We start from the raw sequence: 16967 nt of genomic DNA, 5'->3' as shown, positions 1-16967 counted from the left end.
ACGCACGGCCGCTGCGCGGCGGAGCCTGCTTCGGGGGGTGGGTCGTGTGGTGTGTGGGTCCCCTCGGTGCTTGACCCGTCGTGGCCTGCAGGCCTCCCCCAGCTACCGCTGGGAGGTACCCCCAGCGGCAGGCCCACCCCTGGGGCTTTGGGGCTTCGCCCTGGCCTTCGGCCACCCCCGGCCCGGGCCTGCCTCCGGACCAGCCTGCCACGACGCCTCAAGCACCTGCCCCACACACCACACGACCCACCAGGGCGGCCAAGGGGAGTGCGGGGGAAGGGGGGCGGTGAGGTGCGCGGCGTGGGCCCCGTAGCCCGGGCAGGGACCCGGAACCGGGGACTCGGCATTGAGATGGGGCGGGAGGCGGTGGGGTCGTGGGGCCGTCAGGAGGTCGTTCGGCCTCGGCGGAGCATCGCGAAGCCGAGGCCTGCGGCGCCTGCCGCGGCCATGCCTGCGCCCGCGCCGATCAGCAGCAGGCCGTCACCCGAGCCGTCCGCGGCGCCGGTCGGGCGCAGTGCCTCGACACCGGCCCGGAACCCGCTCCGCGGGGCTGCCGCGGTGGTGATCTCGTGGCGGTCGGTGGTGGTCGTGGACACCAGGGCCACGCTCTGGACCGGGGTCGCCGGAGTGCTTGTGTCGGCGAGGGCGGCCGCGGCCGGCAGCGTCAGCAGCCCGCACGCCACGGCGGCGACGGCGGCGGCCCGGGCGGTGGTGCGGCGGGAGGTGCTGTTCACGGGAGTCCTCGGCGGTAGGTGTTCGTGCTGGTGGCTCCACGCTAGGCCCCGAGCGTTGCGAGACCGCCCCGGCCGTGTAACGGCCACCCGTCACCGACCACGCGAAGGCGTTACACAACCGCGCGCTTCCGGGCCGCCGGGCCGCCCTCGGAGGGCTTGGGCCCCGTGGGCTCCGGGCCGGCCGTGCGCATGGGCCGGGGTCTTGCTCGGGGGGCAGGGGGGTGCTGACATGGCGGGAGCGGGACGCGGAGGGGGGCGGGATGCGGGGACTCACGGTCACACCGGCACGCGGCAACGGGCTGGACCGCCTGTACGTCAGCCTGCCCGACGGCAGGAGCGTGGCCTGGTACGACCGGGACACCGGCCGTGTCAGCCTGCTCGGCCGGGAGCACGAGGAGGCGGTGCTGGCCGCGCTCGGCCCGTACCTCACCCGGTCGTACACGGTGGGCCCGCCGCCCGTCCCCGGCCGCGCCGAGCTGTTACGGCTGGCCCTCCCGCCGGACGACGACCTCGCGCCCAACCGCCCGGGCGAGACGCTGCTCGGCGAGTTCGCGTACGGCACCCCCGGCCGCCGTGCCCGCGGCCTGCGGTACGAGCTGCTGGCGCAGCAGCGTTTCGGGGCCGAGCTGGACGGGCTGGAGGGGATGGGGTGGCGGGTGCTGCACGCGGTGCCGCTGCCCGACGCCGGCCCCGCCGGGATCGACCACCTGCTGATCGGGCCCGGCGGCGTACTGGTCGTCCGTACCGCCGCCGGCCGTCGTCAGCGGGCTTCCGTCGGGGACCTGCTGCTCACGGTGGGCCGCGCCGAACCCGTCCCCGGCCCCCGCTGGGTACGCCGCGCGGCGGCCCGTGCCGGGCACGTGCTGACGGCCGCGGTGCGCCCGGTGCTGGCCGTGGTCGACGCGTCCCGGGTGGACGTGGCCCCCTCGCTGCGGGACGTCGTGGTGGTGCGGGAGGGTGGCGCGGCCGGCCTGGGGCGGCTGGCCGGCGTGCTGAAGCCGGCCGACGTCGAAGCGCTGTACGGGCTGGCCCGCGACCGCCGCACCTGGCTCCGCGCCTGAGGGCGGGAGGAGCGGCTCCGCCCGTGCTCCTCAGCCGTCCCCGCGGATCCGCAGTACCTCCGGTGGTGGGTGGCGGGTCGTGGCGTGGCGGACCTCCACCGTCAGCGGGGGGTCCAGGAGCCGGTACGGGAGTTCGCCGAGGCCCACCGCGGTGACCGTGCCCGCGGCCTCGGGCGGGTGGTCCCGGCCGGCCAGGGCCTCGGCGGCCGCGGTGCGCAGCGCGCCCGTCAGCGGGCTGGAGACGACGGGGGTGTCGTCGTCGGGGAGGACCAGCACGAGGGCGCTGGGCCGGTGCGCCGTGCCGGTCCAGCCGACCGCGGCCGCGTCCGTCGTGTCGGTGTGGCGCAGCTTGCGCCAGGCCCGCCGCCCGGCCGGGTACGGCTGGTCGAGGCGCTTGACGACCAGGCCCTCGATGCCGCTGGCGGGCAGGGTCTCGTACCAGGTGGCCGCCAGGTCGGGGTCGGTGGTCATGGGCACCGGCTGGAGGGGCGGTCCCAGCGGCAGCAGCAGGTCGACGAGGAGCGCCCGGCGCTGCTCGTAGGCGCGGGGCCGCAGGTCCAGGCCCGCCAGGTCCAGCAGGTCGAAGGCGGCGTACGAGGCCGGGAGCGTCCGGGCGAGGGCGGCGGCCCGTGCCGCCGTGGCCGCCGCCCGGCGCTGCACCAGCGCGAAGTCGGTGCGTCCGTCGTGCCAGACCACCACCTCGCCGTCGAGGGTGGTCTCGGGCGGCAACTGCCGTGCCGCGGCGGCGAGGTCGGGGAACGCCGCCGTGATGATCCGGCCCGAGCGGGCCTGGAGCACGACGTCGTCGGCGGTGCGCAGGACCACCACCCGGTGCCCGTCGAACTTCGGCTCGTACGCCAGCCCGGCGCCGCGCGGCAGCGCGCGCACGGTGGCGGCGAGCGCGACGCGGATCACGGTGCGGCGTCCGGGTGCCGGGGCAGCGGCCGGGCCAGGCCGGGGTCGGACAGGGGGGCGAAGAGGTCCCCGTCCCGCGAGAGCCGGGCGGTCACGTCGTCGGCCAGGAAGACCAGCTCGGCGGGGTCCCGGCAGGCCTCCACCTCCGCCCAGTCCACCGGTGCGGAGACGGTGGGCAGCGGCCGGGCGCGCAGGGTGTAGGGGGCCGCGGTGGTCTTGGCGGCGGCGTTCTGGCTGTGGTCGACGAAGACCTTGCCCGGCCGCAGGGCCTTGGCCATCCTGTGCACGACCAGTGCGGGCAGCTCGCGCTCGGCCTCCCGGGCGAGTGCCTTGGCGTACGCGGAGACCTCGGCGGAGGGGGTGGGCTCCAGCGGGACCGAGAGGTGCAGGCCCTTGGAGCCGGAGGTCTTGGCGTAGACGTGGAGGCCCTCGGCGGTGAGCCGCTCGCGCAGCCAGAGGGCGGCGGCGCAGCACTCCACGACGGTGGCGGGCGGGCCGGGGTCCAGGTCCAGGACCAGCCGGTCGGCGACGGCGGGTGCCCCGGCGCGCCACTGGTGGACGTGGAACTCGACCACGAGGTTGGCCGCCCAGACGAGGGTGGGGAGGTCCTGTACGAGCACCTGTTCGGCCCGCTCGTCCTCGGAGCGGGGGACCCGGGCCGTCTTCACCCAGGCGGGCGTGCCCGGCGGCGGATTCTTGCTGAAGAACCGCTGGCTCTCCACCCCGTCGGGGTAGCGCAGGAAGGAGACCGGCCGGTCGCGCAGGTGGGGGAGCATGGCGTCCGCGACCACGGCGTAGTAGTGGACGACCTCGGCCTTTGTGTAGCCGCTTTCGGGGTAGAGGACCTTGTCCAGGTTGCTGAGTGCGAGGCGACGCCCCTCCACCTCTGTGATCGGCGTCATACGATGAGACTGCCACGAACCTGGCATACAGGCACGAAAGGGAATCCATCGTGCGATCCATCTGGAACGGGGCGATCTCCTTCGGGCTCGTCAGCATTCCGATCAAGCTCGTCAACGCCACCGAGAGTCACTCGATCTCCTTCCGGCAGATCCACACCGCCGACGGCGGCCGGGTCCGCTACCGCAAGGTCTGTGAACTCGACGGCGAGGAGCTCACCGCCGACCAGATCGGCAAGGGGTACGAGGAGGCGGACGGCTCGATCATCCCGATCACCGACCAGGACCTGGCCGCCCTGCCGCTGCCCACCGCCAAGACCATCGAGATCGTCGCCTTCGTGCCCGCCACGGAGATCGACCCCCTCCAGATGGACGCGGCCTACTACCTGGCGGCCAACGGCGTCTCGGCCGCCAAGCCCTACACCCTGCTGCGCGAGGCGCTGAAGCGGAGCCGGCGGGTGGCCATCGCGAAGTTCGCGCTGCGGGGGCGGGAGCGGCTCGGGATGCTGCGCGTGGTGGACGACGTGATCGCGATGCACGGGCTGCTCTGGCCGGACGAGATCCGGGCGCCGGAGGGCGTGGCCCCCGAGACGCAGGTGACCGTGCGGGAGGCCGAGCTGGACCTCGCGGACGCCCTGATGGCCACCCTCGGCGAGGTCGACCTGGAGAGCATGCACGACGACTACCGGGCGGCCGTGGAGGCGCTGATCGCCGCCAAGTCCTCGGGCGAGGAGCCGGAATCCCCGGCGGCGGAGCCGCGCGGCCAGGTGATCGACCTGATGGCGGCGCTGGAGAAGAGCGTACGGGCGGCCCGGGAGTCCCGCGGCGAGGCCGGTGCCGAGGGGGAGCCCGCGGAGGCGGAGCCGGCCGCCGTCACCCCGATCCGGCGGACGGCGGCCGCACCGAAGGCGGTGGGCGGCAAGAAGTCGACGGCGGCGGGGACGAAGCGGGCCGCTGCGAAGGACACGGCGGCCAAGAAGACGACCGCCAAGACCGCGAAGAGCACGGCGAGGACGGCGAAGAGCACCGCCAAGCCGGCCTCGAAGACCGCGGCCGGCAAGGCCGCGGCCACAAAGAGCACCGCCGCCAAGACCACCGCGAAGAAGACGGCCGCGAAGAAGACGGCCGCCAAGAAGACCGCAGCAGGCACCCCCCGCAGGCGCTCGTCGGCCTGAGGGGGGTGCCGGTGGGGCCGGGGTTCGGACCCGATCGAGGTGTCAGACTCCGGTGGCGCCGAAGCCGCCACTGCCGTTGGCGCCTCCGCTCGCGTTGGATTCCCTCCGCTTGCGCACCTCTTCCGGGTGCTCGGACGTGCGGGAGCCGAAGTTCCCGTAACCCTGCATCTCGTGTGGCCGCAGCCCCTCCGGGGGGATCTCGACGGGATCCCGCTCCTCGCGCACCTCGTACACGGCTCCGCCCTCCGGCAGGCGCGGCTGCGTCTCCGGCTCCGGCGGCTCCGGCTCCCGGTCGCGCACCTTCCTCCCGAACCAGAAGGCGAGCAGGAGGAATGCGGCGATCGCGATCCCCACGAACAGGAACGGCACAATCTCACCGAATGTGTCCATATCTGAGTATTACCCCGGATAGCCGATTACTACCTCACATGGTCATCAATGGCGGTTTCGCCCGGGGCGCGCAAGACTGGCAGCGCACGCCCGCCCCCCACCCGCGAGGGAGATGACGAGCATGTCCAAGCGAGGCAACAAGCGGCGCGCCCGCAAGAAGAAGGGCGCGAACCACGGCAAGCGGCCCAACGCCTGAGCCGTCGGACCCGCGTACGAGGGACCCCGCGTCCGGCACGAGCCGGGCGCGGGGTCCGTCATGTGGGGGGTCAGTTCACCGAGTCGAGCTTCGCCCGCTGCTCCGGCGTGAGGTCGAGCTCGACCGCGCCGAGGTTCTCCTCCAGCTGGGCCACGGAGGACGCGCCGACCAGCGGCAGCACCGGGATGTCCCCGCCCATCAGCCAGGACAGCACCACCTGGTTGACGGTGGCGCCCGTCTCGGCCGCCACCTCGCGCACCGCGCGCAGCCGGGGCTCGGTGCCGGCGTGGTCGAAGCCCGGGCCGAGCGGCTTGTCGTCCCGTACGTACGCGCCGGAGATCAGCGGCGAGTACGAGACCTGGGTGAGGGAGGGGTTGGCGCGCAGGTAGCTCAGCAGGTCGCCGCTGACCAGGCCCTGGTTGCCGTCGGGCGAGCGCAGGCTCGGGACGTCCGTGCGCTGGCGGAGGTAGCTGTGGTGGTGCTGGAGCACCTCGTAGCCGGGTACGCCGGCCGCGGCGGCCAGGGTGCGGGCGCGCTCGATCCGCCAGGCCCAGTGGTTGCTGGCGCCGAGCAGGCCGGCGACGCCGTCCGCGACCACGTCGGCGAACCCCTGGACGGTCTCCTCCAGCGGGGTGTTCTCGTCCATGATGTGCGCGTAGAGCAGGTGGATCTTCTCGATGCCGAGGCGCTCGCGGCTGGCCTCCGAGGACTCCCGGATGACCTTGGCGGACAGGCCCTCGACGTCCAGGCTGAAGCCGCTGGTGGGCTGGTTGGGGCGGGCGCCCAGCTTGGTGGCGATGGTGATCTCGTCGCCGATGCCGCGGCTCTTGATCCAGCGGCCGACCAGCTCCTCGCTCTCGCCTCCCTGGGTGCCGTGCACCCAGAAGGCGTAGTTGTTGGAGGTGTCGATGAAGGTGCCGCCCGCCTCCACGAAGCGGTCCAGGATGGCGTACGAGGTGGCCTCGTCGACGGTGGTGCCGAAGGTCATGGCGCCCAGGGACAGGACGCTCACCTCGCGGCGGGTCTCGGGGGAGCTGCCGATGACGCGGTACTTCACGGTGGGGACCTTTCGGTTCAGGGGTGGGTCGGGAGCGGAGCGCGCCCGGCGGGCTGCGGCAGGTCGGCCAGCAGCTCCGTCACGACGGCGTCCAGGTGGGGTACGAGGTAGAAGTGGCCGCCCGCGTAGGAGCGGAGCCGGAAGGGGCCGGTGGTGTGGTTCCGCCAGGCGAGCGCGATCGGCTCGTCGACCCGCGGGTCGGCGTCCCCGATGAGTGCGGTGACCGGGCAGGCGAGCGGCTCCGCCCCGCGGAAGCGGTACGTCTCGGTGGCCACGTAGTCACTGCGGACGGCCGGCAGGATCGCGGCGAGCAGCTCCGGGTGGTCCAGCATCCGCTCGTCGGTGCCGCCGAGCAGCTTCATGTCGGCGATCAGGGTCTCGTCGTCGGCGAGGTGGACGGACCCGGGCGCCGGCACCGAGGGCGCGCGGCGGCCCGAGACGGCCAGGGCGGCGGGCGGGAAGCCCGCGTCCCGCAGCCGGCACGCGACCTCGAAGGCGAGCGAGGAGCCCATGCTGTGCCCGAAGACGCTGTACGGGCGGTCCGTGAAGCCGCCGCCGGTCAGCTCGGCGGCGACCAGGTCGGCCAGCTCGTGCAGCGACTCCACGCAGGGCTCGCCGAAGCGTTCCTGCCGGCCGGGGTACTGGACGACCAGCACGTCCGCGTACCGCGCCAGGCGGGCGGAGAAGGGGAAGAAGTACGAGGCGTTGCCGCCCGCGTGGGGGAAGACGAGCAGCCGCGGCGCGCCGGCGGGCGCGCTGTGGAAGCGGCGCAGCCAGGGCGTCCCGGTCGGCTCGGCCGCGGCGGCGGCCGGCGCCGGGCCCGCGGGCACGGGCGCCGGCCGGTGGCGCTCCGCCGGTGCTTCCGCCGCCTCCGCCGGGGCCTGGGGCGCCGGGCTCGCGGCCGTCATGCGGGCCTCCTCGTACGGCCGTTGCCGCCGCGGGCCGGGCGGGCGGTGATCGGGATGTGCTTGTAGCCGGAGACGAAGTTGGACCGCAGCCGCTCGGGGCGGCCGGCCGGCCGGAAGTCCTCGAAGCGGGTGAACAGCTCGTGGTACAGCGTCTTCAGGGTGACGCGGGCGACGCTGTGCCCGATGCAGTAGTGCGGCCCGATGCCGAAGGCCAGGTGCTTGTTGGGCTTGCGCCGGATGTCGAACTCGCCGCCCCGGGCGAAGACGGTGTCGTCGCGGTTGGCGGAGCCCAGCCAGACCACCACGGCGTCCCCGGCCCGGATCCGGGTGTTCCGGATCTCCACGTCGCGGGTCGCGTACCGCAGGAAGTGGTTGACCGGCGAGGCCCAGCGCAGCGACTCCTCCAGGCCCGTGCCGTCGGCCTCCGGGTGCGCGGCCCAGTCCTGGAGCACGCCAGACCCGATGAACTCGGCCATCACGAAGTTCGGCGCGTGCGGGGTGGTGACGTTGGCGCCCAGCAGCAGGCTGTAGCAGTTCGCGACGATCTCGTCGGGGGCCATGTGGCGGCCCTCGAACTCGGTGGAGATCAGCACGCTCAGCAGGTCGTCGCCGAGGTTGTTGCGGCGGAACCGCACCAGGTCCTGGAAGTAGGCGAACAGGTCGCGGTGCGCCGCCTTCAGCGTGGCGTCCCGGCCGCCCGCGTCCTGGTACTCGGGGTCGTCCGCCGCGATGCACACGGTGGTGAGGCGGTTCAGCCAGGCCCAGTCCGCCGTCGGCAGGCCCATCATGGTGCCGGTGACCGACATCGGCATGGCGAGCATGGCCTGCGCGAAGTCGAAGGTGCCGCCGTCGCCGAGCGGTTCGATCAGCGGGACCACCAGGTCGCGGATCATCTCCCGCTGCCGGTCGACCGACTTGATGGCCAGGGCCTTCTTCAGGCGGCCCTGCATCTCGGTGTGCCGGGGCGGGTCGGTGGCCGCGAGCTGCTTGCCGCTGGCCGGATCGTCCAGGCCCAGCAGGTCCAGCATGGTGCCGCGTTCGGAGGTGAAGGTCGCGGTGTCGCGCAGCACCCGGTCGGAGTCCTCGAAGCGCACGACGTTCCAGAACCAGCGCTCGTCGTCGACCTGGTGGCGCGTCAGCGTGTCCAGCGCGCGCATGCGGCGCCAGACGGGGTGCGGGTCGCCGTCGCTGTAGAGGCCCGGGTCGACGAGGTCGTGGGCGGCGGCGGGACTGGTGGCGGCCGCGTGCATCGGGCACCCCGGCGGGGGTGTGAGCGACGGTACGGCGGGGGCGGATGTGGCGTGGACGGTCAAGGCCCGTCTTCCTTTCGCCTGGGCTCGAAGCCGGGGCGGGCGTGGGACGGCGCCGGTACCGCGTGCTTCCGGGCGTACGGGAAGGAGGGCGCGGGGCACACGGGGGAGGACGGGACGCGGGCATCCGGTGATGATCGGGTGCGCGGCCCGTCGCGGCGCGACGGGGAACCAGCCGGTCTGCGCGGTGCCGCGGCCTGGGGACGGCCGGGCAGGGGTGGAGCGCTGCCCGCACAACGTACATGACGTCGCCGGGTACGTGAAGCACCCACCGGCCGCCCCGGCCGGTACCCGCCCACGCCCGGCCGGAACCCGCCCACTGCCGGACGGACCGGCCGGGCGGTGCCCCGCCCCGGCCGGCCCCGGCCGGTCCGGCCCGGGCGCGGCCCTCACTCCGGGGCGTCGTCCAGGAAGCCGCTGCGCGCGATCAGGTACGCCAGCTGCGCCCGGCTGCGGCTGCCGAACAACTCGGCCGCCCAGCGCATGTGGTTGGCCACGCTGCGGGTGCTCATGCCCAGGCGGGCGGCGATCGCCTCGTCCGTGTAGCCGTTGACCATGTGCCGCAGGATCGCCCGCCGCACCTCGTCGGTGAGCAGCGGGGGGAGCCTGCTGCTGGGGAAGTTGCGCAGGGGTGCCGCCCGCTGCCAGGCGTGGTCGAAGATGCCCACCAGGTATCGGACCACGCCCGGGTGCTCGACGGCCAGCGCGACCTCGCTCCGCTCCGAGCCGGGGTCCGGGATGAACGCGATCTTCCGGTCGCACACGATCAGCCGGTCGAACACCTCGTCCAGGGTGCGCACTTCGCCGCCGGCCTGGGAGATGTGCTCCACGTACGCGAGCGTGGGCTGGTGCGAGCGGATGGTGTGCTGGTAGATGGTGCGCTGGCGCACACCGCGGCCGATCGCCTCCAGGTCGCTCGCGAGGGCCTTGTCCAGCATCGCCTGCGGCCGCCCCCCGCCGGGCTGCGCGGTGAGCAGTTCCTCCTGGCAGGCGTGCACGGCGGCGGAGAGCGTGGCACTGATCGCGTTCGCGCCCTGCACCACCCGGATCAGGTGCGAATCGCCCTTCCCGTAACTGTCCAAATAGATCTCCTGCGCCTGGGAGATCGAGGTGCGCATGGCGGCGAGGGCGGTCTTCTTCTCCTCGATGGCGCGTTCCAGGCGGTCCATCTGCGCTCCCGCGGCCAGCCGCGGCGGGATCGGGGCCAGGCTCCCGTCGGGCACGCGCTGGACGAGGCCGAGGTCAAGCAGGCAGCGGGGACAGTCGCCCGACGTGGGGCGCCCGTGGAGGGCGTCCGAGTACCACTGGAGGCCGTTTGCGCAGATCTCGACGGTGCGATCTTCAGCGCCTATATCCGTTCTCGTGCACATTTCCCCACCCTGCTGGTTCCCGCATTGCAGGATCATCCTCCCCGATCTCCGGTGACCGGGACTGTCCGGGGCCGCATGCTTTCGGTCGGGGAACCACTCAAGGTCTGCACCAGAACCGCTACAGGTCTAAGCCATGCCGATCCGTCACAGGCAGAAAGCAAGGTAAGAGATGAGCACCAACGTTCTCGGCAAGATCCTCAGCACGCTCGCCCTGGCCGGCCTGGCCGTCGCCGGCCTCGCCACCGCCTCGACCACCGGCTCCGGGGCCCCCGTGCACCGCACCCTCCTCGCCGACTCGCAGTGGGGCCGCACCACCCCCCAGCTGCCCACCGGCGCCGACGACTCCCAGTGGGGCCCGATCGCCCCCACCCAGCCCGTCGTCTCCGACGACTCGCAGTGGGGCTGAGCCCCGCCCGGCCGCTCCGGCCGCTCCTCCCGGGTCCCCGGCGCACACCGCCGGCCGGCCCGCCCCCAGCCTGACGCCTCCTGACGTGCGCTGACGCGCGCCCCCGGGGCCACCGAGTCGCGGGGCGGGCCGGGTCACCCGGCTCCTCCCACCCACCCGCAGATTTCGGAGGTCCATTCGTGCTGCCCGCAGCGCCGTACGGAACGTCACCCGCCGGACACACCTGGTATCCGGCGACCCGGGTGCAGCAGGGCATCTGGGTCCTGGACCGGGACGAACTCCTGCGGCCCACCCAACTCGTCCCCACGGTCGTGGAGTTCACCGGCAGCGTGGACCACGCGGCCCTGGTCGGCGCGGTCGGGCGCTCGCTGGCGCGGCACCCCTCGCTGCGGGCCCGCTTCCGGCTCGACGTGAAGCGCCGCCGGGTCGAGTACCACACCGACGGCCCCCCGGCCGAGCCCGGCTTCCTCGACGCCGAGGCGGAGGGCTGGACCGAGGAGGAGGTCGACCGGCTGGTCCGCGCCCTGTGCGCGACCCCCTTCGACCTGGCCCGGGACGCCCCCGCCCGCGCCGAGGTCATCCGGCTCGGCGCGGACCGCACCCTGCTGGTCATCAACGTGCACCACATCATCTTCGACGGGGTCTCCCGCGGCATGCTCCTGGAGGACGTCTGCGCCCTCTACCGGGCCGCCGTCGAAGGCGCCGTACCGGAGCTGACCGACCCGCCGCACCCGGCCTCCGTCGTCGCCGAGCGCACCCCCGAGGAGATCGCCGAACAGGTCGCCGAGGTCGTCGACCGGCTCCGCGGCGCCCCCGCCGAGGTGCTGCTGCCCTTCGCCCGCGTCCCCCACGACGGCGGGGAGGAGTCCCTGCTCGGCGCCAGCCTCGCGACCCGGCTCGACGACGAGACGACCGCGAAGGTGATGGCCGTCGCCGCACAGGAGGGCTGCACGCCCTTCATGCTCGGCGTGGCCCTGCTCGCCGGCACCCTCGCCCGCACCGGACCCCAGCGCGACTTCCTCATCGCCTTCGCCTGGCCCGGCCGTGACGACCCGGCCACCGCCGACGTGATCGGGATGTTCATGACCACCGTCGTGCTCCGGGTCACCCTCGAACCCGGGGACACCTGGCGCGACCTGCTCGGCGGCGTACGGATCGGCGGCATGGAGGCGTTCGTCGACAGCGACGTACCGCTCGACGCCGTGTCCGCCGCCCTCAACCCCGACCGCAACGCCCTGTGGCCGCCGCTGTCGCCGGTCCTGGTCAACCTCGACGAGGCACCGCGGTCCCTGGAGCCCGTACCCGGCCTGACGGGCACGCTCCGACCCCTCGACCCGATGTTCATCAAGTACGACCTGGCCATGTTCGTCCGACTGGAGGACACCCCCGGGGGACGGAGCCTCGCGCTCTCCCTCGACTACCCGGTCAACGTCTTCGGCCACGACGACCTCTCGCGCTTCCTCAACGCTCTGCGGCACAGCGCCGCGGACCTCGCCACCTTCCCGGAGAACCCCGTGCTCGAAGAGTCCGTACGCCCCACCGCCTCCGCCGACCTCGACGACCCGGCCGCCCGCCTCGAACTCGTGCGCTCCATCTGGCGCGAGGTCCTCGACACCGACGACGTCGCCGACGACGTCAGCTTCTTCGAGTCCGGCGGCGACTCCCTGCTCCTGGTCCTGCTCGTCGAGCGCCTCGGCCAGGTCTCCGGGCGCGAGGTCCGCACCATGGACCTGTTCCGCCAGCCCACCGTCATCGGCCAGGCCGACCTGATCGCCGGAGCCGCCGAGCCCGCCGCGGCCCCCGCCGCCGGCGGCGACCGCGCCGCGCTGCTGAACGCCGCCCGCGCCCAGGGTGCCGGGGCCGCCCGATGACGGCCCGGGCGCTGGCCGCCGCGATCCTGGAGGTCCCGGACGGCCCCGACGCCTTCGGCGACGAGAGCTTCATCGCGCTCGGCGGCGACTCGCTGCGCGCCATGCGGCTGGCCGCCGTGCTCCAGGAGCGCCTCGGGCTCAAGGTCCCGATCATGGAGCTGCTGGGCGGCGCCCCGCTGACCGAGGTGCTGGCCGCCGCCGTGCCCGTCGCCGAGGCCGAGCCCGTACCCGCCCCCGTACTCGGCGCCGAGCAGGCCCTCACCCCCGCCCAGCGCGGCATGTGGCTGATCGAGCGGGTGGCCGGCGGCTCCCCGTACAACCTGGTCTTCCGCTGCTTCACCGAGGGCCGGCGCCTCGACCGCGACCTGCTCGCCAAGGCGATCGCCGCCACCGCCGCCCGCCACGAGGGCCTGCGGACCGTCTTCCGCGAGGCCGCCGACGACGTGGTCCAGGAGATCCTGCCGGCCCACGTGCCGGAGCTGGCCGAGTTCGTCCACGACGGCACGGCCGAGGCCTTCGAGGGGCGGGTACGCCGCCACGCCGCCGAACTGGGCCGCGAGCCCTTCGACCTGGCCGTCGCCCCCGCCTACCGGTTCGCGTACTGGACCTCCGCCGCGGACGGCGACGAGCGCTGCGCGCTGGTCCTCGTCGCGCACCACATGGTGCTCGACGGGTTCGCCGTCGGCTACCTGCTGCGCGAGGTCTTCGACGGCTACGCCGAGCTCAGCGCGGCCGCCGAGCAGGCCGCCGCACCCCGCGACCTCGGCACCCCGCTGTCCGCCCTGCGCCGGCACCAGGAGGAGGCGAAGGCCCGCGGCACCTGGGACGAGCAGACCGAGTTCTGGAGGACGCACCTCGACGGCGTCCCCTCCGTCCTCGAACTCCCCGCCGACCGGCAGCGCCCGGCCGTCCAGGACGGCGCCGGCGACCGCCTCGGCCTCGACCTCGGACCGGCCGTCACCGAGCAGGTGAACCGCCGGGCCCGCGCCCTCGGCATCACCCCGTACTCCTTCCTGCTCGGCGCCTTCGGCCTCACCCTCGCCCGGCGCACCGGCAGCCGCCGGCTGCTGGTCGGCGTGCCGCTGCTGGGCCGCGGCTCCTCCGAGCTGCGCCGCCTGATCGCCGTCGCCGGCAACCTGGTCCCCGTACGCGTGGACGTGGACGACGACCTCGACGCCGCCGGCTACCTGCGCGGCGTGCACCGCTCCCTCGCCGCCGCCATCGACCACGGCGACCTGCCCTTCGAGGAGCTGGTGGCCCGCCTCGGCGTCGAGCGCAGCCTGGGCTGCCACCCGCTGGTCCAGGTCTGCTTCGGCATGCACGACCAGCTGGTGCCGAGCGAGCTGACCGCCGGCCCGGTGCGGGTGCGCGTCGAGGAAGGCCACGGCGGCGGCTCGCAGTTCGACCTCACCATGCTCATCGGCCACGCCGACCCGTCCCTCGCGGGCCACGTCGAGTACGCGACCGGCGTCTGGAACGAGGCGGAGGCCCAGTCCTTCGTCTCCGACTTCCGCACCGCCGTCGAGCAGCTCGCCGCCGCCCCGGAAGCCCGGCTCGAGGACGTGCGCTGCATCTCCGCCGAGGGCCGCGCGCTGCTCGACGAGATCAACGAGAGCGGCCGGGACTTCCCCGCCACCTCCCTCGACGCGCTGTTCCGCGAGACCGCCCGGCGCCGCCCCGGTGCCGTCGCCGTCCGCGACGCCGAGCACACCCTGACCTACGCCCAGCTCGCCGACGCCGCCGCGGAGCAGGCCCGGCTGCTGCAGGCCGCCGGCGTCCGGCCGGGGGACCGCGTCCTGGTGGGCGTCGACCGGTCGGCCGCCGAGGCCGTCGCCGTCCTCGGCGTGCAGTGGGCCGGCGCCGCGTACGTCGGCATCGACCCCGCGCAGCCCGACAGCCACCTGGAGAAGGTCATCGCCCGCGCCGAGCCGGCCGCCGCGCTGACCGGCCCGGTCGACGGCCCGGCCGCCCTGCGCTTCGCCGGCCTCGGCGTACCCGCCGTCGCCACCTGGGACGCCGACTGGCGGCCCGCGCCCGCCGACACCGTCCCGGTACCGCCCGAGGACCCGGCCCGCCTCGCCTACGTGGCCTTCACCTCCGGCTCGACCGGGCAGCCCAAGGGCGTCTGCGTGCCCCACCGCGCGGTCATCCGGCTGGTCCACGAGGCCGGTTACGTACGCCTCGGCGACGGCGAGCGGATGCTGCGGCTCTCCCCGCTGTCCTTCGACGCCTCCACCCTGGAGCTGTGGGGCGCGCTGCTCACCGGCGCGACCCTGGAGGTGCACCCGGCCGGCCTGGCCTCGCCGACCGAGCTGGGCGCCTTCCTCCAGGAGCGGGGGATCACCGTCGCCTGGCTGACCGCCGGACTCTTCCGGCTGGTCGAGGAGTTCGCGCCGGACTCGCTCAGCGGCCTGCGCCAGCTGCTGACCGGCGGTGACGTCGTACCGCACGAGCACACCGCCCGGGTGCTCGCCCGGCACCCCGGGATCGTCATCACCAACGGCTACGGGCCCACCGAGAACACCACCTTCACCACCACCCACTCGGTGGCCCGGGCGGAGGACGTCGACGGGCCCCTGCCCATCGGCCGCCCGGTGCCCGGCACCCGCGTGTACGTGCTCGACCAGCGCCGCCGCCAGGTACCGCCCGGCGCCGTCGGCGAGCTGTACACCAGCGGCGAGGGCCTGGCCGACGGCTACCTCGGCGACCGGGCCGAGACCGACCGGTCCTTCGGACACCTCTCGCCGGACGTGCCCGAGCGGCTCTACCGCACCGGCGACCTGGTGCGCATCGACACCAGCGGCCGGGTCAGGTTCCTCGGCCGCGCCGACGACCAGGTCAAGCTGCGCGGCTACCGCGTCGAGCTGAGCGCGATCAGCGACGTACTGGCCGAACACCCCGAGGTCCAGGACGCGGTGGTGCTCGTCACCGACGGCGACAGCGCCGAGAAGCGCCTGGTCGCGGCCGTGGTCCCGGCCGAGGGCGCGGGCGTGGACGCGGTCGGGCTGCGAGACCTCCTCAAGGAGCGGCTGCCGTCGTACATGGTGCCGACCCTGTGGGCCGTCGTGGACCGGCTGCCGGTCACCGCCAACGGCAAGGTGGACCGGCGCGCACTGGCCGCCGTCGCGGGCCCGGCCCGCAGGTCCGCCCCCGGCGGCGGCACACCGGGGGCCGCCGCCGGAACGCAGGCCGCCGCAACGCAGGCCGCTCCGGGAGCTCCGGGGACGCCGGCCGCCGAGGCGCCCGCATCCCTCCCGCTGGAGCGGATCGCCGGGCTGTTCGCCGCCGTCATCGAGGGCCCCGAGCCCGCCGGGGGCGTCACCGAGGAGACCGACTTCTTCATGATCGGCGGCAACTCCCTCGGCGCCGTACGCCTGATGCGCAAGGTCAAGCAGGAGCTCGGCGCCGCCGTCCGGCTGCGGGACTTCCTGCTCTCGCCCACCCCCGCCGGGCTGCGCACGCTCATCGAGAAGGCCGCGGTCTGATGGCCCGTACCGCGGCACCGGTCCCGCCGCCGTCCCTCGCGGACGGCGTGCGGGCCCCGGAGTGGGACGACGGACTCGACTGCTGGGTCGTGGCCGACCCGCGCCTGGCCCAGCAGGTCCTGAACCACCCCGGCTTCGCCTCCGGAACCTTCGAGCGCTCCTTCCAGCTCTACATGACGGACGAAGCCCGCGCCGAGTACCGGGAACTCACCGAGTTCCTGCGGCTCTGGTTCGTCCAGGCCGACGCCCCCGAGCACACGGCGCTGCGCCGCCCCGTCCAGCGGATGCTCTCCGCCTCGTACGTACGGTCCCTCGCCCCCCGCATCGAGGAGATCACCGACGAGTGCCTGACCGACCTCGCGGCCGCGTCCCCCCAGGACGTGATGCCGCACGTCGCCGACGGCATCTCGGGCAAGGTGATGGCCCACGTGGTCGGACTCGACGTGCCCCCGCCCGTCCTGCACCGCTGGTCCCGGACCCTGTCGCTGTTCATCGGCGCCATGTACCGGCGCGACCACGCACGGGCCGCCCACGAGGTCATGGTCGAGATGGGCGAGGCGCTCACCGGGGCGAAGGCCCTGGAGGGCTTCCCCACCGGCACCCCGGAGGACCGGGCGCGGACCACCGCGACCTGGGCCATGTGCCTCTTCGGCGGACTGGAGACCACGGCCTCGCTGCTCGGCTCCACCCTGCTCACCGCGCTCGGCGACCGGGAGCTGTGGGCGCGGATCCGCGCCGACGAACCCGGCGCGGTGACGGACCTGGTGGAGTCGGTGCTGGTGACCCGGCCGCCGCTGCGCCACCTGGGGCGGGTCGTCGCGTACGACCAGGAGATCGCGGGGGAGCGGCTGCGCGAGGGCGACCTGGTGCTCGTCAGCCTCACCGGCCAGGGCCCGCTCGACGAGACGGCCCCCGCGGACGCTCCGGCCCCCGCCGCGGCGGTCTGCCCGGTCACCGGCGCCGCCGCGGCGGCCGAACCGGCCGGCCCCGAGCGGAACCTGGTCTTCGGCCACGGCCCGCACTACTGCGTGGGCGCGCCGCTGGCCCGGCTGGAGGCGGCCCTCCTGCTGCGCCGCCTGGCCGCCCGCTTCCCGCACGCCCGGCTCACCGACGAGGCCGCGGTGTGGGGTCCCAACCTCAGCTACGTCGGACTCGACCACCTGTACGTCGACCTGGGCGGAGAAAACTGA

At 74.5% G+C, this 16967-nt stretch carries 15 protein-coding genes; 7 read left to right on the top strand and 8 right to left on the bottom strand.

Annotated elements, in window-relative coordinates; translation table 11 throughout:
• Window positions 1-383: 383 nt before the first annotated feature.
• On the bottom strand, window positions 384-734 hold the full coding sequence (locus ACIQUR_RS12200) for a hypothetical protein (protein WP_403662315.1): 351 nt from the start codon (window positions 732-734) through the stop codon (window positions 384-386).
• A 260-nt stretch (window positions 735-994) separates the two neighbouring features.
• Here ACIQUR_RS12200 and ACIQUR_RS12195 point away from each other — a divergent pair, with 260 nt between their 5' ends.
• Window positions 995-1795, top strand: coding sequence for a nuclease-related domain-containing protein (locus ACIQUR_RS12195; protein WP_403662312.1), 801 nt, complete (start codon window positions 995-997; stop codon window positions 1793-1795).
• A 30-nt stretch (window positions 1796-1825) separates the two neighbouring features.
• Here ACIQUR_RS12195 and ACIQUR_RS12190 read toward each other — a convergent pair whose 3' ends face one another.
• Both ACIQUR_RS12190 and ligD read right to left on the bottom strand, forming a co-directional pair.
• On the bottom strand, window positions 1826-2707 hold the full coding sequence (locus ACIQUR_RS12190) for an ATP-dependent DNA ligase (protein WP_403662700.1): 882 nt from the start codon (window positions 2705-2707) through the stop codon (window positions 1826-1828).
• The gene (gene ligD / locus ACIQUR_RS12185) at window positions 2707-3612 is read right to left on the bottom strand and encodes a non-homologous end-joining DNA ligase (RefSeq protein WP_403662309.1); all 906 of its coding nucleotides are present in this window, start codon (window positions 3610-3612) and stop codon (window positions 2707-2709) included. Before ligD ends, ACIQUR_RS12190 begins: the two co-directional genes overlap by 1 nt.
• A 50-nt stretch (window positions 3613-3662) precedes the next feature.
• Between ligD and ACIQUR_RS12180 the strand changes: the two genes are divergently transcribed.
• A complete protein-coding gene (locus tag ACIQUR_RS12180) occupies window positions 3663-4784 on the top strand; it encodes a Ku protein (protein ID WP_403662306.1) in 1122 nt (373 codons plus the stop codon).
• Window positions 4785-4826: 42 nt separating this feature from the next.
• Here the strand turns inward: ACIQUR_RS12180 and ACIQUR_RS12175 are convergent, their stop codons facing one another.
• Window positions 4827-5174 carry a DUF6479 family protein gene (locus ACIQUR_RS12175; RefSeq protein WP_403662303.1) on the bottom strand — a complete coding sequence of 116 codons (348 nt, stop codon included), beginning with the start codon at window positions 5172-5174 and terminating at the stop codon, window positions 4827-4829.
• Between the two features lie 121 nt (window positions 5175-5295).
• On the opposite strand from ACIQUR_RS12175, the gene ACIQUR_RS12170 reads away from it, so the two are divergent.
• Window positions 5296-5370, top strand: a complete 75-nt coding sequence (locus ACIQUR_RS12170) for a 50S ribosomal protein bL37 (protein WP_373297613.1) — start codon at window positions 5296-5298, stop codon at window positions 5368-5370.
• Between the two features lie 70 nt (window positions 5371-5440).
• Here ACIQUR_RS12170 and ACIQUR_RS12165 read toward each other — a convergent pair whose 3' ends face one another.
• The 4 genes from ACIQUR_RS12165 to ACIQUR_RS12150 all read right to left on the bottom strand — a co-directional run bounded on the left by ACIQUR_RS12165 (window position 5441) and on the right by ACIQUR_RS12150 (window position 10015).
• Window positions 5441-6427 (bottom strand): aldo/keto reductase, encoded by a 987-nt coding sequence (locus ACIQUR_RS12165; protein ID WP_403662300.1) that lies wholly within the window; start codon window positions 6425-6427, stop codon window positions 5441-5443.
• A 17-nt stretch (window positions 6428-6444) separates the two neighbouring features.
• Window positions 6445-7335, bottom strand: a complete 891-nt coding sequence (locus tag ACIQUR_RS12160) for a thioesterase II family protein (protein WP_403662297.1) — start codon at window positions 7333-7335, stop codon at window positions 6445-6447.
• Entirely contained in the window at window positions 7332-8648 is a 1317-nt protein-coding gene (locus tag ACIQUR_RS12155) for a cytochrome P450 (protein ID WP_403662294.1), read from the bottom strand. Before ACIQUR_RS12155 ends, ACIQUR_RS12160 begins: the two co-directional genes overlap by 4 nt.
• Window positions 8649-9034: 386 nt before the next feature.
• Entirely contained in the window at window positions 9035-10015 is a 981-nt protein-coding gene (locus ACIQUR_RS12150) for a LuxR C-terminal-related transcriptional regulator (RefSeq protein ID WP_403662291.1), read from the bottom strand.
• A gap of 169 nt (window positions 10016-10184) precedes the next feature.
• Here ACIQUR_RS12150 and ACIQUR_RS12145 point away from each other — a divergent pair, with 169 nt between their 5' ends.
• From ACIQUR_RS12145 to ACIQUR_RS12130, 4 genes are all read left to right on the top strand, one after another.
• On the top strand, window positions 10185-10421 hold the full coding sequence (locus ACIQUR_RS12145) for a hypothetical protein (RefSeq protein ID WP_403662288.1): 237 nt from the start codon (window positions 10185-10187) through the stop codon (window positions 10419-10421).
• 179 nt (window positions 10422-10600) lie between these two features.
• The gene (locus tag ACIQUR_RS12140) at window positions 10601-12292 is read left to right on the top strand and encodes a condensation domain-containing protein (RefSeq protein WP_403662285.1); all 1692 of its coding nucleotides are present in this window, start codon (window positions 10601-10603) and stop codon (window positions 12290-12292) included.
• Window positions 12289-15777 carry an amino acid adenylation domain-containing protein gene (locus tag ACIQUR_RS12135; protein WP_403662282.1) on the top strand — a complete coding sequence of 1163 codons (3489 nt, stop codon included), beginning with the start codon at window positions 12289-12291 and terminating at the stop codon, window positions 15775-15777. The genes ACIQUR_RS12140 and ACIQUR_RS12135 overlap by 4 nt, the downstream gene beginning before the upstream one ends.
• On the top strand, window positions 15777-16967 hold the full coding sequence (locus tag ACIQUR_RS12130; RefSeq protein ID WP_403662279.1) for a cytochrome P450: 1191 nt from the start codon (window positions 15777-15779) through the stop codon (window positions 16965-16967). The genes ACIQUR_RS12135 and ACIQUR_RS12130 overlap by 1 nt, the downstream gene beginning before the upstream one ends.

The organism is Streptomyces sp. NPDC101132, assembly GCF_044759225.1.
Classification (GTDB): Bacteria; Actinomycetota; Actinomycetes; order Streptomycetales; family Streptomycetaceae; genus Streptomyces.
Note: the sequence above shows the minus strand (reverse complement) of the source record. Positions and strands in the feature narration are given on the sequence as shown.